The 18627-nt window shown below is 43.3% G+C and carries 16 protein-coding genes and 1 tRNA gene; 1 reads left to right on the top strand and 16 read right to left on the bottom strand.

The features are described from left to right. Positions 1–223: 223 nt before the first annotated feature. The 9 genes from sfsA to I8J31_RS20115 form a co-directional block, all read right to left on the bottom strand. Entirely contained in the window at positions 224–943 is a 720-nt protein-coding gene (gene sfsA / locus I8J31_RS20155; RefSeq protein WP_199470379.1) for a DNA/RNA nuclease SfsA, read from the bottom strand. Positions 944–1489: 546 nt separating this feature from the next. Continuing rightward, positions 1490–2779 carry an NAD(P)/FAD-dependent oxidoreductase gene (locus I8J31_RS20150; RefSeq protein WP_199470378.1) on the bottom strand — a complete coding sequence of 430 codons (1290 nt, stop codon included), beginning with the start codon at positions 2777–2779 and terminating at the stop codon, positions 1490–1492. A gap of 77 nt (positions 2780–2856) precedes the next feature. After that, entirely contained in the window at positions 2857–3306 is a 450-nt protein-coding gene (locus I8J31_RS20145; protein WP_199470377.1) for a YaiI/YqxD family protein, read from the bottom strand. 117 nt (positions 3307–3423) lie between these two features. After that, entirely contained in the window at positions 3424–5073 is a 1650-nt protein-coding gene (locus I8J31_RS20140; protein WP_199470376.1) for an electron transfer flavoprotein-ubiquinone oxidoreductase, read from the bottom strand. A gap of 85 nt (positions 5074–5158) precedes the next feature. Further along, positions 5159–6946, bottom strand: coding sequence for an acyl-CoA dehydrogenase family protein (locus I8J31_RS20135; RefSeq protein WP_199470375.1), 1788 nt, complete (start codon positions 6944–6946; stop codon positions 5159–5161). Positions 6947–7095: 149 nt separating this feature from the next. Then, complete coding sequence (locus I8J31_RS20130; RefSeq protein WP_199470380.1) at positions 7096–8157, bottom strand: AraC family transcriptional regulator; 1062 nt, start codon at positions 8155–8157, stop codon at positions 7096–7098. Between the two features lie 160 nt (positions 8158–8317). Then, positions 8318–8677, bottom strand: a complete 360-nt coding sequence (locus I8J31_RS20125) for a hypothetical protein (RefSeq protein ID WP_199470374.1) — start codon at positions 8675–8677, stop codon at positions 8318–8320. Between the two features lie 52 nt (positions 8678–8729). Further along, on the bottom strand, positions 8730–9161 hold the full coding sequence (locus I8J31_RS20120) for a cytochrome b562 (RefSeq protein ID WP_199470373.1): 432 nt from the start codon (positions 9159–9161) through the stop codon (positions 8730–8732). 70 nt (positions 9162–9231) lie between these two features. Further along, on the bottom strand, positions 9232–11103 hold the full coding sequence (locus tag I8J31_RS20115; protein WP_199470372.1) for a methyl-accepting chemotaxis protein: 1872 nt from the start codon (positions 11101–11103) through the stop codon (positions 9232–9234). 133 nt (positions 11104–11236) lie between these two features. Between I8J31_RS20115 and I8J31_RS20110 the strand changes: the two genes are divergently transcribed. Continuing rightward, complete coding sequence (locus tag I8J31_RS20110) at positions 11237–11542, top strand: hypothetical protein (protein WP_199470371.1); 306 nt, start codon at positions 11237–11239, stop codon at positions 11540–11542. Between the two features lie 28 nt (positions 11543–11570). Here I8J31_RS20110 and I8J31_RS20105 read toward each other — a convergent pair whose 3' ends face one another. The 7 genes from I8J31_RS20105 to I8J31_RS20075 form a co-directional block, all read right to left on the bottom strand. Further along, complete coding sequence (locus tag I8J31_RS20105; protein ID WP_199470370.1) at positions 11571–14006, bottom strand: Lon protease family protein; 2436 nt, start codon at positions 14004–14006, stop codon at positions 11571–11573. 187 nt (positions 14007–14193) lie between these two features. Further along, complete coding sequence (locus I8J31_RS20100) at positions 14194–15000, bottom strand: TatD family hydrolase (RefSeq protein ID WP_199470369.1); 807 nt, start codon at positions 14998–15000, stop codon at positions 14194–14196. 7 nt (positions 15001–15007) lie between these two features. Then, positions 15008–15946, bottom strand: a complete 939-nt coding sequence (gene holB / locus I8J31_RS20095) for a DNA polymerase III subunit delta' (protein ID WP_199470368.1) — start codon at positions 15944–15946, stop codon at positions 15008–15010. Then, complete coding sequence (gene tmk, locus I8J31_RS20090; RefSeq protein ID WP_199470367.1) at positions 15947–16585, bottom strand: dTMP kinase; 639 nt, start codon at positions 16583–16585, stop codon at positions 15947–15949. It lies immediately after the preceding gene. A gap of 8 nt (positions 16586–16593) precedes the next feature. Continuing rightward, a complete protein-coding gene (gene mltG / locus I8J31_RS20085; protein ID WP_199470366.1) occupies positions 16594–17625 on the bottom strand; it encodes an endolytic transglycosylase MltG in 1032 nt (343 codons plus the stop codon). Next, positions 17612–18436 carry an aminodeoxychorismate lyase gene (gene pabC / locus I8J31_RS20080; RefSeq protein ID WP_199470365.1) on the bottom strand — a complete coding sequence of 275 codons (825 nt, stop codon included), beginning with the start codon at positions 18434–18436 and terminating at the stop codon, positions 17612–17614. Before pabC ends, mltG begins: the two co-directional genes overlap by 14 nt. A 49-nt stretch (positions 18437–18485) precedes the next feature. Next, a tRNA-Glu gene (locus tag I8J31_RS20075) sits at positions 18486–18561 on the bottom strand. Between the last annotated feature and the right edge of the window lie 66 nt (positions 18562–18627).

The raw sequence follows: 18627 nt of genomic DNA, 5'->3' as shown, positions 1-18627 counted from the left end.
CCACACAAATTATCTGATTATCTATTTTAAAGAGCGTTGCCAAATCACTTAAGCCGCTTATTCTCTATGAGAGAATGAAACCCTGTCCGTGTCAGCGAGGGCGTATATTAAGGATCTACAGATTTTGTGCAAGTGATTTTTAGAAGTTAATTGAATTAATTTAAAAAAGACGAAAAACCGTACAAATAGCATACAAAACCAACGAATATGGTTATTTACCAACCTAACCTATGAACTCAGGTAACACAAAAGACACAGGTTCAGTAACCACCATCCCTTGCAAATCTATCGCAACACGATAAGCAACAATCTCCACCCCTCTATCAATCGCTTCCCAAAGTGCTTTTGCGTACTTTCCATCAATATGAGCAGCTGGAGTCACAGAACCAATTCCTGTATGACTTACACAGAAAAACATAACAGCTCTATGACCCATATCAACCATATCCGCTAGCTCATACAGGTGTTTACGCCCTCGTTCCGTCACCGCATCTGGAAAATACCCTAGACCATCCTCCTCAAGCAAGGTCACATTTTTGACTTCCACATAACACTTATTGCTACTTTCATCTGTAAGCAACCAATCAATACGACTTTTCTCACCGTACCTCACCTCTGCCTTTTGCTCGGCATAGCCAAGCAATTCAGAAACAACACCATTCGCAATCGCCTCCCCAACCAACTTATTGGGATAGCCAGTATTAATACAAGCAAGATACTTTTCATCCACCTCAACCAATTCCCAAGTGTAACCAAGCTTACGTTTTGGGTTATCACTTTTAGACAACCACACTCGAGCACCATCTTGCTGACAACGCTTCATTGAACCCGTATTCGGACAATGAGCCACGACCACCTCACCGCTAGATAATTTAATATCAGACAAAAAACGTTTATAACGTTTAATCAATCGACCTTCGATTAATGGGGTTGGAAAATCCACGTCATTACTCCAATACTTTTATAGACATAATATAAATAAAAAAAACGGCCCTCTTTCTTAGATCTCAACAATCACCGACACACTTGGCATAGATAAGAAAGTCAGTTGCCTAGTAGGCTTCGAGTTCTCACACAATCCACCAAGGTCCTCAAAAATGAACAACCAATAATAAGCAACTGACACTTAAAAACGATACCAGATTGAAGGTAATGATGTTTAGCCTAGGGGAGGATTACCAAATATACCTCATCGAGCAATCTGGTTATAAAGTGTGACAGTAATAAAATTTCATAATTTAAAGAAAAAACGCCCTCTTTTGATAGGGAAAATAAATTGCTGTAAGCAAAATCAGTCATAGGGCTTGCTTTATATTTTGCTCATTTGAATAGCCTACATGGCCGCTGTTTATCATTATCTATTGCTTCAAAAAACTCTATTGAGCAAGCTCAATTTATTTTGCAATCCACTTAAACATAAAAAAACCGAGCTTAATTATCAGCTCGGTCTTATGCCTTATTAAGAATTAACGCTGTCGAAGCATGAGGATTAATGCAGCTTCAACTTAGGTTTGACTACCTTGCCAATCTTTTGCGCTGCCATTATAACCGTGGCTTTCAGCCAACCATGAATGGCAATTAAGTGCAGTCGATACAAGGAAATATAAACAAAGCGGGCAATCCGCCCTTCTATGAACATAGAACCGCCCATTAGATTCCCCATCAAACTACCTACTGTACTGTAGTTACTAAGGTTCACCAAAGAGCCGTAATCTTTATAGAGGTATTCTTTTAACGGCTCACTACGAAATGACGCTTTGATATTCTTAAATACCAAAGAAGCCATCTGGTGTGCGGATTGTGCTCTTGGTGGTACAAAGGAGCCATCCGGCTGCTTACAGGCACAACAATCGCCAATCACATAAACATTATCAAATGCCGCCGTCTGCAAGGTGCCTTTGACTAAGATCTGATTATTGCGAGTGGTTTCAAAGCCTTCAATACCAGCTACGAAATCGGGCGCTTTGACGCCGGCCGCCCAAATCATCAAGTCCGCTTTTATATCTGTTTCTTCTGCGGTTTGAAAACCACCGTCATAGGCTCGAACTACTCGTGTATTTTCACTCACAGTAACACCTAATCGAGCTAACTCTTTGGTTGCCAAGCCCGCAATTCGATCTGGCAAGGCTGGCAAAATTCTTGCTCCGGCTTCAATAAGCTGGACATGTACGCGTTTGCCTGACATCTCTGGCATGCCATAGGCCTTTAGCATATCCGCCACATGAAATAGCTCAGCTGAAAGCTCAACCCCTGTCGCACCGCCGCCAACAATCGCTAGCTTAAGCTTGGCATCAGGGCCTTCTTGATGGACTCGTAAGAAGTGGGTAAGCAGGGCTTGCTGGAAGCGCTCAGCCTGTTTATGAGAATCAAGAAAATAGCAGTGATCCGACACGCCCGGCGTTCCAAAGTCATTGCTAACACTGCCCACAGCCATTACCAAAATATCGTATTCAATGGTACGTTCAGGAAGAACGATGTGGCCCATATCATCTGATAGTGAATCAAGCGTTAATTTTCGCTCTTCGGGGTTAACACCTGTCAGTGTGCCAAGTTGAAACTGATAATGATGCTTTGCCGCATGAGCGCGATAATTTACGCCATCACTATTGATATCAATAGACCCAGTTGCCACTTCATGTAACAAGGGCTTCCAAATATGCGTTTGGCTGCGATCAATCAGCACAATTTCCGCTTGACGGCTTTTGCCAAACCCATGACCCAGCTTGGTCACAAGCTCTAAACCACCTGCTCCACCGCCAACCACCACGATTTTTTTCATTTTATGTACCTATAATTTTTAAATAATCGAGAAAAAGCTCAGGCTCTCAGTAAGCACTTTCCCGATTATTCAGGCGTTTATTTAACTCGTTGAGCTAACAACTTATCCAAGGTGTTAGCGAATGCCATGCGATCTTGCTGATTGAACGTAGGCGGTCCACCTGCCTGCACTCCAGAAGAACGCATTTGTTCCATAAAGTCACGCATAGCAAGACGTTGTTTTATGTTCTCTTGTGTATACAGCTCGCCGCGAGGGTTAATAGCCAAAGCACCCTTTTCAATAACATCCGAGGCAAGGGGAATGTCTGCAGTAATAACAAGATCCGCCTCGTCGATATTATCGACAATATAGTTGTCCGCAACATCAAAGCCAGAACTCACGACACGACGCTCAACCCATTTAGAAGGAGGAATAGAAATAGCCTGATTGGCCACTAGAATACAGGGAATTTGAACACGCTCGGCGGCACGAAATAAAATGGTTTTAATCACATTAGGACAGGCGTCAGCATCGACCCACAAGCGCATAATTTTCCCCTTTAAATAGGGCTCTATTATTAAACAGGCTAATGGCTAAATCCAGTAAGGAATCACAACAAACAAATCAGTTGTGCCGATCTGTTTGTTGCTGACTAACCCTATCAACTACATATTAGGGTAATTCGGCCCGCCGGCGCCTTCAGGTGTTACCCAGGTAATATTTTGTGCAGGGTCTTTGATATCACACGTTTTACAATGTATGCAGTTTTGCGAGTTGATCTGAAAAATCGACTCACCTTCCGCCTCTACCACTTCGTAAACTCCGGCCGGACAATAACGTTGAGCGGGCTCATTAAAAATGGGTAAGTTCTGTTGAATAGGGATATTCGGGTTATTTAACTGCAAATGACAGGGCTGATTCTCTTCGTGATTGGTGTTGGATAAGAACACGGAAGACAATTTATCAAAGCTCAACAGGCCATCCGGTTTTTTGTAGTCTGGAGACTTATGTTCGCTCGATGGTTCCATACAAGCATAATCAGGCGTCATATCGCTAAAACTAAAAGGCAAATTGCCAGAGAATATATTTTGATCTAACCAGTTATACGCCCCACCCCAGAAGGTTCCTAGGGTATGCATAACAGGTACAAAGTTTCGTGCTTGATGTAACTCTTTACCTAACCAAGAGTCGCGCAAGGCATTCTCATACTGGCTTAGCTCAGTTGGTGGATTTTCTGTTTGCAAGGCTTCAAAAATCGTATCCGCTGCCAACATGCCGCTCTTCATCGCCGTATGAGTACCTTTGATTTTGGCAGGATTCAAGGTTCCTGCGTCACAACCAACAATGAGCCCGCCGGGGAAACTCATTTTTGGCAATGAATCTAAGCCGCCCTTTGCAATCGCACGGGCACCATAGGAAACTCGCTTCGCTCCTTTCAAATGCTCGGCGATAATCGGGTGATGTTTATAGCGCTGAAATTCTTCATAAGGGCTCAAATATGGATTTTTATAATTCAAATCAACAATCAGCCCTACCACAACCTGATTATTTTCCAAATGATATAAGAAGCCGCCACCACCCGCCTCATTTCCTAATGGCCAGCCTGCCGTATGAATGACGGTCCCCGGCTTACTTTGAGACTCAGGCACATCCCAGAGTTCTTTGATGCCAAGACCATAGTGCTGAGGGGCTTTCTCTTTATCCAGTTCGAAATCTGCAATCAACTCTTTACCTAAATGACCACGACAACCTTCAGCAAATACAGTGTATTTGGCTTTTAGTAGCATTCCCGGCATAAAGCCGTCTTTTTCAGTTCCGTCCGCTGCACGACCCATATCCCCCGTAATAACACCTTCCAGATTACCTTGGTCGTCATAGGATAAACTGGCAGCCGAAAAACCGGGGAACACCTCGACACCTAATGCTTCAGCTTGATCAGCTAGCCAACGGCTTAGGTTACCAAGGCTGATAATATAGTTACCTTGGTTATGGAGGGTTTTAGGAATCATCCAGTGACTTAAAGCTCTTGATTTACTCGGGGAACTCAGCCAATGCAGCTCATCCACATTCACTTCGGTCAATAAAGGAGCTCCCATAGTTTGCCAATCAGGGAACAGCTCCGTTAGTGCTTTTGGGTCCACCACGGCGCCAGAGAGAATATGAGCGCCAACCTCAGATCCTTTTTCTACTAAGCAAACGCTGATCTCTTTTGCTTCCGCTTGCGCTCTTTGCATAATGCGACACGCAGTTGACAGTCCTGCTGGACCACCACCTACAACAACCACGTCAAACTCCATTACTTCTCTGTCTGTCATACTTCCCCCCAATTATGGGTCATTATTCTTTATATGATGCCATTCGTTTTAGCGTAATTACCTTATAAAGCTCGTTTTAGCGTAATTACCTTATAAAGCTCGTTTCAGCCAATTCGCCGACTGACGCCTGCCCCTGCTCTATCGTGTAAAAATAAGCCAAGGCTCTCGGCAAGATGTGATCGCAATAAAAATTAGCAGAATGCGTCCAAGAGTGTTTTTGCGCTGCGTTCATTAGCTGATTGTCTTGTAACGAACTCTGAGCCCTAATCTGCAACCAAGCACCAATTAGATAGCCTATGGACATCATATAAGCGTAGGCTAACCCGGTCCCTAAAGTGGCATCTTCCTTCATCGCCGCTAAACAGGTCTCTGTCGCTTTTTTGGCATGCCCAAGAGCCGCCAGCGTTTTCTCTACGTTTTGCTGAAGGTCCGCTGCGCTTAACTCATTCAATTCCGCTTCGATTTCCGCTAACAAGGATTTCATTTCTGCGCCATCATCGCCCTTAAGCTTACGACCGATTAAGTCAATGGCCTGTATGCCATTGGTGCCTTCATAGATAGGTAAAATCCGAGCATCTCGGGCATGTTGTGCTACCCCCGTCTCCTCTATAAAGCCCATCCCACCATGAACCTGTATAGCCAAAGAAGTAATTTCTTGTGCTTGCTCAGTAATCCAGCCTTTTACAATGGGTGTATATAACGCCGTTCTTGCGATAGACTTGTTTTTTTGCTCATCTGTTGCCAGTTGTGACAAATCGTTTTCGACCGCCGCTATATAAATAAACGAGCGCATTGCATCAATTTGAGATTTCATCGTCATCATCATACGTAATACATCAGGGTGCTCAATGATGGCAGCCCGACCAGAACGGTCCGCTTTCATACCTTGTTTGCGATCTTTGGCATAAGCCAGTGCTTGCTGATAGGCTCGTTCTGCAATAGCCAATCCCTGCAAACCAACCCCTTGACGAGCATTGTTCATCATGGTGAACATGGCTTTAATACCATCATTGACCTGACCAACAAGGTAACCAATAGCCCCTTGTTGATCACCGAAGCTCATGACACAGGTTGGCGAAGCGTGAATTCCCATCTTATGTTCCACCGAAACCACCTGAACATCATTGCGTTCACTCGGTTCACCTGCTTCATTTAAAAGAAACTTGGGTACGATAAACAATGAAATACCTTTCACACCGACAGGCGCATCAGGGAGACGAGCCAAAACCAAATGAATGATGTTGTCACTCATTTGATGATCCCCCCAAGTAATAAAGATTTTTTGCCCTTTAATACGATAAATTTCATCGTTGTTAGCATCAACACCGTCAGGAAAGGCTTTGCAAGCAATCGCAGCAAGATCTGAACCAGCCGCAGGCTCAGTCAGATTCATCGTGCCAGTCCATTCTCCGGCGAGCATTTTTGGCAAGTAGCGATCTTTTAAAACATCACTGGCGTGATGACTAATGGCTTCAATTGAACCTAAACTCAATAATGGGCATAGAGAAAAAGAGAGATTGGCGGATTGCACCCCTTCATTTACGGCTGTTGCGACACAGGATGGAAGCCCTTGCCCACCATATTCTGGAGCGCCAGATAAACCAATCCAGCCACCTTCAGAATAAGCCTGAAAAGCTTCCTTAAAGCCTTTGGCTTCAAATACTTCACCGTCTTCAACTCGGGAGCCTTCTTTATCACCACTGGTATTGATTGGTGCAATGACCTGCTCAGCCAGTTTGCCCGCTTCACCCAATACGGCCTCTAAAAGGTCTTCTCCAATGTCGTCTTCAAGATAAGGGGCCAAGCGATTAAGGCGAGCAATAGACTGCAAACTAAATAAAATATCATTTTGAGGGTATAGGTATTCGCTCATTTTTTATTCTCCGGTTTATTATCCGAGCGGATCTAGAAAATCATCTAGACAGCATGATAAAAGGAGGCGAATCTCTCAATAACATATCAGACCTATATTTCTGACAAATACATTCAAAGAAATATCATAACAATCCTAAAGAATTATTATTAAAGACTTTTCATTGTTCGTCCAAATTTGAGATATTCCTCACTTTTTCGATATTCTCCCGGTGTCATCCCCGTCCATTTCTTAAATGAGCGAAAAAACGCACTGGGTTCATCAAAGCCCATTAAGACGGCAATATCATTAATACTTAATCGAGGCGCATTCATATAGGTAATCGCCGCTTCTTTGCGACATTCATCTTTGATTTGCTGATAAGAGGTTTTTTCTTCATTAAGACGTCGTCTCAATGTTGATACACTCATATTTAATGCACTTGCCACTTCTTCTGCGCTGGGCATTTCTCGAGAAAAATCCTTCCCTAACATGGCCATTACTTGGGACTTAAGGCTATTGTCATTTTCAACCATGACTAGCAGCTGATAAGGTGCTGTTTTAAGAAATCCCCGTAAGCTATCTTCTGTTTGTACTATAGGCATATCCAGATAATTAGCAGGAAATACTAAAGCATTTGCATGCTGGTTAAATCTCACCTCTGACTGAAACAAGGTTTTGTAATGTTCCACATCATCAGGTCGGTCACAACTAAAGTAGGCCGCCTTTAGACTTAAGCGACGACCAATCAGCCAGCAAATAAAGTGATGCCACATAGAAAGTGTCGTTCTTAATTGCTCTTTAGATTCTGGACTCACGATAACATCCGCCTTAGCTGAATCAACGGGAGCAAAAGTCACCATGGCAAAACGACCTTTTTTAATTAATACCGGTTTTACCGTCGGACCACGACAAATCTCATAAAAATCACTGCATCGATACATGGCATGGGCAAGGCTGCGAGCGTGAATAATGCATAGACACATCATTCTAAAAGTGCCATTAGGAATCTTGCCGCCACTCAGCATTCCAAAGGACTCATCCTGCATCAACCACATAATTTTTTGATACAGCATGCCGTAGCGATAGGCTGGGAAGGAGTCGTTTTGCTCTATCTCAGCTTGCGTTATTTCTAAACTCTCCAGCAGTCCTTGACGATCTAAACCTTGGTCTTCAACGGCTTTTAGCAAATAACGTACACTCGACATGGGGACAGACGCTTTTACATTCATCACTGCAACTCATCTATGAATATTTTATTATAAGACCTTTATACGACGATCATTTGTTTATTTCAGAATAGAACATCGTTCCTAGGTGTCATTGTATGATTTTTCTAAAGCATAAAAAAAGGCTGCAACGGCAGCCCTCTTTTATTATAACTATATGCGTTTACTTTTCTTCAGAAAAAGCAGATAGCAACTCATCTGTGGACAGATCTTCACTGTCATTTTCAATACTTTCTTGCTCTAACAGGGCTGCTTTTTTCGCTTCCTCTTCTTTTTCATCCACTGGTTTTACAAACACAAACCGACGCGGACGAACAGGAGCCTTAGCCTCTTCCTGAGCTGGAAGCAAACCTAGCCTATCAAGTTTTTTGTGCGCTTGTTCTTTACGCTCCTTGGCTTTTTTGGTTGCAAAACGACGAGTTGATGACGCTTTTCGAGCTTTATTTTGCTCCTTCAACAACTCTTTTGAACCAGTTTTACCAAGTTTTCCACGCATACTGCGCGATTTTTTAACACGAGCCATAATATCCTCTCTTAATCGCGCGCATTGTAGCAGTCTATTCAAACAAGATCATCTAGCAATTCTGTTTAAAATTACTATGCCCTATCTTTCTTTGCTGCCCCATAGCACCAAGCATTTTTTTTACTTTTGCTGAGTCATTGGCTTTCAATGCGCCCTCTAGCTCATTCAATATTCCTAGAGTGTCATCCACTACTTTATGGTAAGCCGCTGTTTGTATTGTTAACTCATTACCTTTTAGGCCTTCTGCTTTAAATTGATATGGCATTTCTTCACGTGATTTTTCAAATGCAGAAATCAAACTATCCAAATGAGTAATTGCATCACCGTTTTCACCAGACTTAACCGCTTTAGAGACAGCCCTTAAGTCACTTTTAATATCTTGCATATAACCGTGCAAAGTCGACTCATCACAGGAACCATGAGCAAAAGCACCTGAAGATAGAGTCAATGCCATCAGAGCACTAACAAAAAACATTTTATTCATAATCAAAGCACCTCACAGTTAAACTATTAATAATTCATTTTCATCATATGTAGTCACAACCAGTATTGCTTTAAATTGTAAACCGAGCAACTTGCTTCTCAAGGCTTTCAGCCAACTTAGCAAGAGATTTTGCACCCTCAGCACTTTCATGGGATTCAATAGCAAGCTTATTAGCAATATCTTTAATTGAAGCACTATTAGTCGAAATATCTGTTGTAACAATATTTTGTTCTTCTGCCGCACTGGCAATCTGCATAGACATATCACTAATGCGCTGGATAGAGTCTTTGATAGCAACCAAACTTTCCGCCGCGGCAACAGCTTCAGAAACCGAGCCCTCTGCAACTTCAGTACTGCGCTTCATAATATCAACCACCTTGCCTGTTGTGCTATTTAGCCCATCAAGCATGGCTTTAATCTCTTCTGTTGAAGACTGGGTGCGCTGGGAAAGCACTCGAACCTCATCCGCCACTACGGCAAAGCCGCGACCTTGCTCGCCTGCACGAGCCGCCTCTATCGCCGCATTCAATGCCAATAAATTTGTCTGTTCAGCAATATTTTGAATAGTAACCAAGATACCGGTGATACTCTGTACCTGTTTATCTAGATTACCTATTACGGAAGAAGCCTGTATTACTTCCTCAGAAAGGTAACTAATGGAGTCTTTACTTTTCACTACAAGCTGACTGCCCTGCTCACTATTACTATGGGCTTCTCTAGAAGCATTTGCCGTGCTTTCTGCATTGGATGCAATTTCATGGGTAGCTGTAGACATTTGACCGACAGCGTCTGCAACAGAAGTAACTTCTTCCAGTTGAAGGCGTAAATCTTTGGAAGATTGCGACGCCAAACGATCTGAATTCTTCGCTAAACCATTAAGATCAGATGACATGCCTTTTATTTCAGTAATAATACCAGCTAAGGTTTGCATAAAACCATTAAAGTGGCGCGCTAGGTCACCAATTTCATCCTTACCACCTTCTGGTATGCGTGTACGTAAATCACCCTGTCCTTGATTCATTTCAGCCAATACTTTGTTAACTCGGCCAACACCAGATAACAAGCTACGACTCACAGCGCTCATGACTAAACTCACTACGGCCGCCGCCACCAACATGGCAAATAACAGGGAGATAAATAACGTCCTAAGGGGCGACATAGCCACCGTTTGATCTAACTGAAAACCTATTATCCAGTTGGTACCAGGAATCTCCACTCCACTGACTAGAACATCACCAGCTTTTGATTTAGTCGAAAACAGAGCCTCTTCGCCTTTCATTAACGTTGGAAGATCATAACCAAGCGCTTCTGTAATAGGTTTTAAAATAAGGCTTTGATCTGGATGAGCAATCAATAGACCTTCTTTATTCACTAAAAAAACGAGACTTTTTTCCTGAAATTTTACTTTCAAAACGCCATCAATTACGCTTTGTAGAGACATGTCTGCACCGACAACGCCTTTCAAATTCTGGTCTGCACCAACTGACTTAGCAGCACTAATAATCAAATCTCCAGAAGCCGCATCAACATAGGGTTTTGTAAATTGCACCTCGGAGGACTCTAGTGCCTTTTTATACCAAGGCCTTACTCTAGGATCATAACCTTCTGGAAGGGAGGAAGTAGGATCGCTCTGAATCATTTCACCCGACACCGTTCCCATGTAGGCAAGCTGGAAATCACCAGAGATAGCCGCTTGCTGTAAAGCTAATTCATTTACTTGTTCGTTTTCTAAGTAATGGCTAAGACCCTGAATCGCCATGGCCTTGCTATGACTCCATTCAGAAATAGTTCGGGATTGACCGTGCCCAAGAGCAAACACCTCATTGTTCAAGCCAGTTACTAAAGTACTTTTCAGCTGAAACAAACCAAATATACCCACAATAACAGCCACGATAATCGCCGAGGCGAATACAACCAAAGAAAACTTACGTTGTAACGTCATCCTTAATACCCTCATAACTTTTGCAATAATTAGAAAATCTTGGCGAAGACTATATAATTCCTTAGAATAATCAACATACTAAATGTAACCAATAAGTAACTTGGAGAAGGTTATTTTTCATACTAGACGGTTTTTGATCAGCTCATTGTTATTAGGCTTTAGTCATTTAACTTTAGCAGAATGTTCTGATATTGATGCAAAACTTTCCGCAGACAGCGCGGCACAAGTGTATGTTAATGGGTTGGCAGCAACCAATAGGGTCGCTGCTCAAAGTGCGGTCACCTTCAAACGTGCATTAATAATAAAAAAACACCTTCCCAGTAAACGCAAAGAGGTTGCTAGCTATATCGAAGCTGGCAACCTCTATTATACGGTGTATTCTTTAGTAAACTCTCAATGCATAGCCAGCACTATAAAAAGCACAAACGGTAAGCACTAACAGGTCTAAGACTGGTCTTTTCTTAGCTTTAATCCTTAGACTTCTCGGCCTTTACAGACTCTTTTTCATCGCTCTCCTCTTCGTCCTCTTCATCCCCCAATTTAGAAATTTCTTCTAAACGTTGGATAACGCGAGCTGAAATAGTTCCCTCAGGAAACTCCCCTTCCTCATCTGCGATGCCTGATTCAATCCCCGTTAATAGGTGCAGTGCTTCATCAGCGGTAGAAATGGCATAAACATGAAAAGTACCCGCCTCGACCGCCGCGACTATGTCATCATTTAACATCAAATTAGTCGCATTGGATTTAGGGATAATAACGCCCTGCTTACCCGTTAGACCACGAGCATTACAAACATTGAAAAAGCCTTCGATTTTTTCATTAACACCACCAATCGCCTGAACTTCACCATATTGATTTAGAGAGCCGGTAATGGCTAAGTCCTGCCTTAGGGGGACCTGAATCAAAGCGGACAATAAACAACACAACTCAGCAGTAGAAGCACTGTCGCCATCCACATAACCATAGCTTTGCTCCATCGCAATGGAAGCCGAGATATCTAATGGAAAACGTTGAGCATACTTGTTGCCAAGGTAACCCGATAGAATCAATACCCCTTTCGAATGAATATTTTGACCCAGATTGGATTCACGCTCGATATCAATAATGCCCTTGCCACCAGGGTGGACAGTGGTAGAAATACGCGCTGGCGCACCAAAATGACTATCACCTATTTGCATGACAGTTAGGCCGTTAATCTTACCCACCGCATAACCGTCGCTCTCAAGTAAGACGGTACCTTCGAGAATTTCTTCAATGATTTTTTCACTTACTCGACCGGTACGATGTTTCTTCGCTTTTAAAGCACGGGCAATATGGTCTGCGGTGATTTCTTGGTCTTTTGCCATATCACGAACAAAATCGGCTTCACCCAATAATTCGAAGACATCACCTATTTTTGCCGCCATTTCGCGCTGATGTTCAGCCAAGCGACTACTGTACTCTATCAATGCCGCCACACCATCACGGGTTACGTTGGCATATTCCTCTTGATCTACCCTGTCTTTCATGAGACGAGCAAAGGCAAATTCAGAGTCTTTATTGCGCTTTAAGGTGTCGTCAAAGTCCACCAAAACCCGAAACATTTCTTGAAAGTCAGGGTCCGCATCTTGAAGTAAATAATAAATTTCTCGAGAACCGATCAACACCACCTTTACCTGCAAGGGCAAGTCTTGCGGTGATAAGGTCGTCGTGTTCATCAAGCCCATATCTGAATATGGATGCTCAATTTTTAAAATTTTGTTTTTTAACGCACGCTTAAGTGCTTCCCACAGGTAATGATCTGTTAATAATTTTTCCGCATCCAGTATCAAATAGCCGCCGTTGGCCGCATGCAAACTACCAGAACGAATCAGGCGATAACTGGTAATCAACATACCCTGATCACTGCTGTATTCGACTTGACCAAATAAATTACGATAGGTCGGGTGTGACTCATAAATAACTGGCTGGCCACCATCCGCCTGATGTGTCACGGCGATGTTGGGTAAATACAACTCTTCATAAAGCTGGCGACGGCCTGTTTCATCACGATTCTCAGACACTTTATCGTCTGCCATTTGATCAATAATGGTTTTATCAAGATCAGCACGCATGGCAACAAGGTGTTCAGCCAAATCGGCCTGATCTTTATACTTCTCAAACAAGCCTGCCATTAATGGATCAAGGGCCTCTTTCACCGTATCAAGATTAAGCTGACGAAGCTGCTCATAGGAAGCTCGCTTCCATTGTGGCAAGCCTAATAACTCTTCATTTAAGAGACCTTCAAGCGTAGAAACGCCCTCTTGGAAAGCATCCCGCTCTTCATCCGACAAAGCCGCGAATTCATTTTCTTCCAGTGCCTTACCGTCTTTCATTGGCGCAAAACTGACAGAAGAAGCATCTCGGAACATGGCAACGCCAATTTTCACTGCGACACGTTCTACTTTATTAATTGCCGCTTCATATTGTTCATTAAAAGCCCGATCAATTGCGCCTTTTTGCTGTTGATAAGAAGGGTTTTCAAAGGCCGCTGGAAACGTCGCCATAAGACCATCAATTAAGGAGCGAATTTCTTTTTCAAACTCCAGTGCCAAGCCAGGCTCAAACTCAATAGCCTTAGGCCTATGATTCTCCGTAAAGTTATTAATATACGCCCATTCATTCGGCGCTTGTCGACGCTTAGCTTCACTTTTCAGATAACTCATTACATAGGATGAACGCCCTGTACCTGAGCCCCCCATTGTAAAAATATTATAGCCGGGACGATGCATCGCCACGCCAAATTGGATGGCCTCAACCGCCCGTTCTTGGCCTAGTATGCCGCTAAGAGGGTCAATGTCTTTTAGTGTTTCAAAGGGCAAGTGGTTGTCTGGCACTTTCGCAGCAAGCGCTTGGTGTGGAAGAGAGGTAACCAAATTGGACATTAATGGACTTCCTTATTATTGAACAAGCCAGAATAATGAGGCGGCTTGAGTGAGAAAAAGTTCTCTTCTTCTAAGTAATATTAAATAAATACAATACCTTGAGACTAGCATTCTTACTCACCCTTCGCCTATCTCGAAATAGAAAAAGCGTAGGGGTTCTTCAGTGCAAGAATAAAGAGATTAAAAACTAGCAACTAGGTTGTAATTGATGATCAGCCTTTGCTCTCGAAAACACACGATGAAAGTTTTCCGCAGTTGCTTCCAATAAGGCTTCATAACGAATGCCCTTTAGATCTGCCACGTATTGTGCGACGTCGGACACATATTGCGGTTCGTTCTTTTTCCCTCTATGGGGTACGGGAGCCAAGTAAGGTGAATCGGTTTCAACAATCAAGGATTCCAACGGTAATTTGCGCACCGTTTCCTTTAGGTCTGCTGCTGTTTTAAAGGTCACAATACCTGATATAGAAATTAGGTAATTCTCATCCAGTGCGGCTTTTGCCATCTCGTAATCTTCAGTAAAGCAGTGCAACACTCCTGCTGTCTCTGTATTACCATGTTCCCGTATAAGCGCTAAGGTATCTTGTTTCGCATTTCGAGTATGAACAATCACTGGCAAACCCAATTTTCCAGCGGCCTTTAAATGATGAGCAAAACTGACCTTCTGGGCTTGGTGAATCTGAGGGGACTCCTCATAAAAATAATCCAGTCCGGTTTCACCAATGGCGATGATTTTTGGGTTCTTTGCATACTGTTTCAGTAAGCTCTCTTCAGTGAGTAAACCATCCGTGTGCAACGGATGAACACCACAACTCGCATAAACGCCATCTCGGTCGGTATAGCCTAAAATAGTATCCATATCCTCAAGATCGACAGAAATACTGACTAGCTGCCTAACGCCTTTATAGTAGGCGGCATCGATAACACCCTCTAGACCGTTTGAATAGGGTGAAAGGTCTAGTTTATCTAGGTGGCAATGGGTATCAATTAACATAATGTAGTTACCACTGATTCAATTCATGAGTTAGTTGCATAATGGGGTTTAAATTTGTTTTTTGAAGGTCCGACTTAAGTTTTTGTAAGGCTTGATAACGCAGCATCAAAGAGGAAATGCCAAATCGATTAATTAATAAGGGATATATAACTTGTAATGCGCTATCAAGTGTCGCTCCCGCAGAATGGCATATACACTGATGCAGAATAGCGGCTAGGCCATTGCAGTAATCTTCTATATTGCCACTGTCCAGACCTTTCAAGATACCTTCAGGTGCCGCTCTTCCCTGCAGCATTTCTATCAGTTTGTTTGGTAATTCGCTATAGAGTAAAGTCTTCCCTTGCCGCTGAATGGATACCAAACGAAAAGGCTGGGTAGTCAACCAAAAAAGTGAACTTAACTCTTCGCCATTTACTTGTTGCCCTAACCAAGCCTTAACCTGGTCGAGATTTGGCATAGGCACATTGACCAACAAGCAACGACTGCGAATAGTCGGTAAAAGACTCGTAGATTGCGAGCTAGTCAATACAAAATAGGTTCGCTCAGAGGGTTCCTCAAGCGCCTTTAATACAGCATTCGCCGCATTGATATTCATCGCTTGAGCATGGGTAATTAATACCACTTTATTCTGCCCGACCTGAGGCTTTTGGCTCATTTGACGAACCAGCAATCGTACTTGATCAACCTTAATACTGGATTCTTCGCCATCCAATACTCGGAAATCAGGGTGAGTGTCCGCACTCATTAGCTGACATGAGTGGCAATGTCCACAAGCTGACGCCTGATCACTTTCACATATCAAGTCCTTAACCATTTCACGGGCCAACTCTTCTTGACCAACACCATCTGCCCCGGTAACAAGCAAAGCATGAGAAAGGCTCTTCGTTTGTTTTAGCGCTTGAACTTGCTGCAAACAAGGCAATAACCAAGGGGCAAGATTCGCCATTTATTCCTCTCTCGTCCAAGATTGCTGTAAGGCAACCAATTGCGCTTCAATTTGTTGCTGCACTTCTTCCAATGAAAGGCTCGCATCAATCACCTTAACCCTTTCCGGCTCAGTTGCGGCTCGATCAAGAAAACCCTGACGAACTTTTTGATGAAAATCATTAGACTCTTTATCAAGACGATCAGCGTGCTTACGCTCAGCAACCCGCTGCAACCCCAACTCAACAGGCACATCCAGTACCAAGGTAGCATCAGGCTTGCTTTCTCCCACCACCCAATCCGCCAAGTGATCTAACATGGCAATGTCACCACCACGGGCATGACCTTGATAAACATAACTAGAATCTAAAAAACGATCACTGACTACCCAGGTGCCACGCGCTAATGCCGGCTGAATTTTTTGTGCTAAATGCTGTGCTCTAGCAGCAAATACAAGCAACAGCTCAGCGACATCATTTACCCTTTCTTCTCTAGGCGTCAGTATCAATTGCCGAATTTCTTCAGCCAAGGGCGTGCCACCCGGCTCTCGCGTCATAAGATAGTTAATATTCTGTTTATCCAGCCATTGCTGAATAAACAGAATGGCCGTGGTTTTACCGCTGCCTTCACCACCCTCGAGAGAAATAAACTTACCTTTCATATAGACCTCTAGTCTGTACTTTCTGGTGCTGAACGATAATCTTTGCGACGCTTATACTGGTACTTTTTCACCGCTCGATTGTGTTCTTTCAACGAATTAGAAAAAGCATGACTTCCATCGCCTTTCGCCACAAAATACAACGCCGCCGTCTTCCCCGGATTCAATGCCGCTTCTATTGCTTCTCTCCCCACATTGGCAATCGGTGTAGGAGGTAAACCAAACACCCTATAGGTGTTATATGGCGACAAGCTCTGTAAGCCCTTACGGGTTAAATTTCCCTTATAGGAATCCCCCAGTCCATAGATTACAGTTGGGTCTGTTTGCAACCGCATACGCTTCTCTAAGCGGCTAATGAAAACCCTAGCTATCATAGGCCTTTCTTCAGGCACACCAGTCTCTTTTTCAATAATAGACGCCATAATTAATGCCTCATAGGAGGTTTTATAAGGCAATTCTTTCGCCCTATCACGCCACAATTCAGCGAGTGTCGTTTGCATCAATTCATTAGCGTGTTTAAGAATGCTGACATCGGTATCACCTTCATGGTAACGATAGGTATTAGCAAAAAACTGCCCTTCAGCATGGGCCGCCGTAAGGGATAATTTTTTCGCTATTTCTTCGTTATTCAGGCCAAGCAAGGTCATTTTAATATTGCCCTTGGCTTGCATCGCCAATAAAAAATCTTGCGTTGTTTTACCCTCTAGCAAGGTCACTGAATAAAAAATAGATTTACCTGAATCAAATAGCGCCATCATGTCGAGCAAATTCATATTAGGCTCAATGGCATACTTGCCCACTTTCGGCACCCATTCAGGATGAAGCTTAGCGACCACACGGGTTAAAATAGGATATTCAAGCCACCCCTTCTGACTGAGTAATTCTCCCAAACTGTATGAGGTGTCACCAGGCTGAACCTCAAAAGCCGTCTCACCATCAAGGTTTATAGGTGAAGTAATGCCATAATAAATACCTCCCGCTAAAAGCGCTGCTAAGGTAAATACCAAAAAACTGGCTCGTACAAGCCATTTAAGAAGCGTCATCTAGATCCTTATCTAACATACAGTTTTGGAGTATTCGGGTGTGATGCCCAATTGGATAAGATTGACCCGCTACATTCGTAACAGGAACAACAGACATTAAACTATTAGTAATAAACACTTCATCAGCCAGCTTCAAATCCTGCAGACTGAAATGCCCAACATGAACAGGATAAAGCGTTTGCTGCTCAATTAAAGCCTGACGATAGGTTCCTTGCACACCCGCTTTCTCAAGAGACGGGGTAAACAATTTAGCATTTTGAAACCAAAAAATATTACTTTGAATGCACTCAACAACCTCACTATCGAACAACATCACAGCCTCAAAGTCAGCATCATTTAGCAGGCGCTTTGCTGTAATGTTTTCAAGTCGATTTAGGTGTTTGATACCTGCAAGATAAGGGTTAGCGTTAACAGGGACAGGGGAGATAGAAAGCCTAACCCCTTCTTGCTGTTGAGCTTGATAGTTTGGCGCTTTAGATACGCCGATAATAACAGTGTGCAGAGCGCTTTCAGGTGGCGCATAACCTCGCCCCCCCTCACCTCGAGTCACTATGATCTTGACCACAGAGTCACAGTGAACAGTCGCGAGTACATTCTCATGCAAAAAACACTGTAAAGTGCTTTTTTGCTCGATGGAAAAAGGCATGCCCAGTTTATCCAATCCATGATAGAGACGAGCAAGATGATCATTGAGCTGAAAAAAATGAGACGGCGTTGTGCGAATGGTTTCAAAAACACCATCGCCATAACTCAGGCCACGATCAGTGACTGAAATGGAGGAGTTTAAATGGTAATTGACAAACCAAGTCATGGCTAAAAGCTCAACAAAATAAGGCTAGCTATAATAGCGCAAAAAAGAATGGCGTCCCATAGGGGGTTCGAACCCCTGTTACCGCCGTGAAAGGGCGGTGTCCTAGACCTCTAGACGAATGGGACGTACAGATAAACATTAGAAATGGAGCGGGAAACGAGGCTCGAACTCGCGACCCCAACCTTGGCAAG

Origin of the sequence: Marinomonas transparens (assembly GCF_016463975.1) — a bacterium.
GTDB lineage: Bacteria > Pseudomonadota > Gammaproteobacteria > Pseudomonadales > Marinomonadaceae > Marinomonas > Marinomonas transparens.
This window is presented reverse-complemented; position numbering and strand designations above follow the sequence as displayed.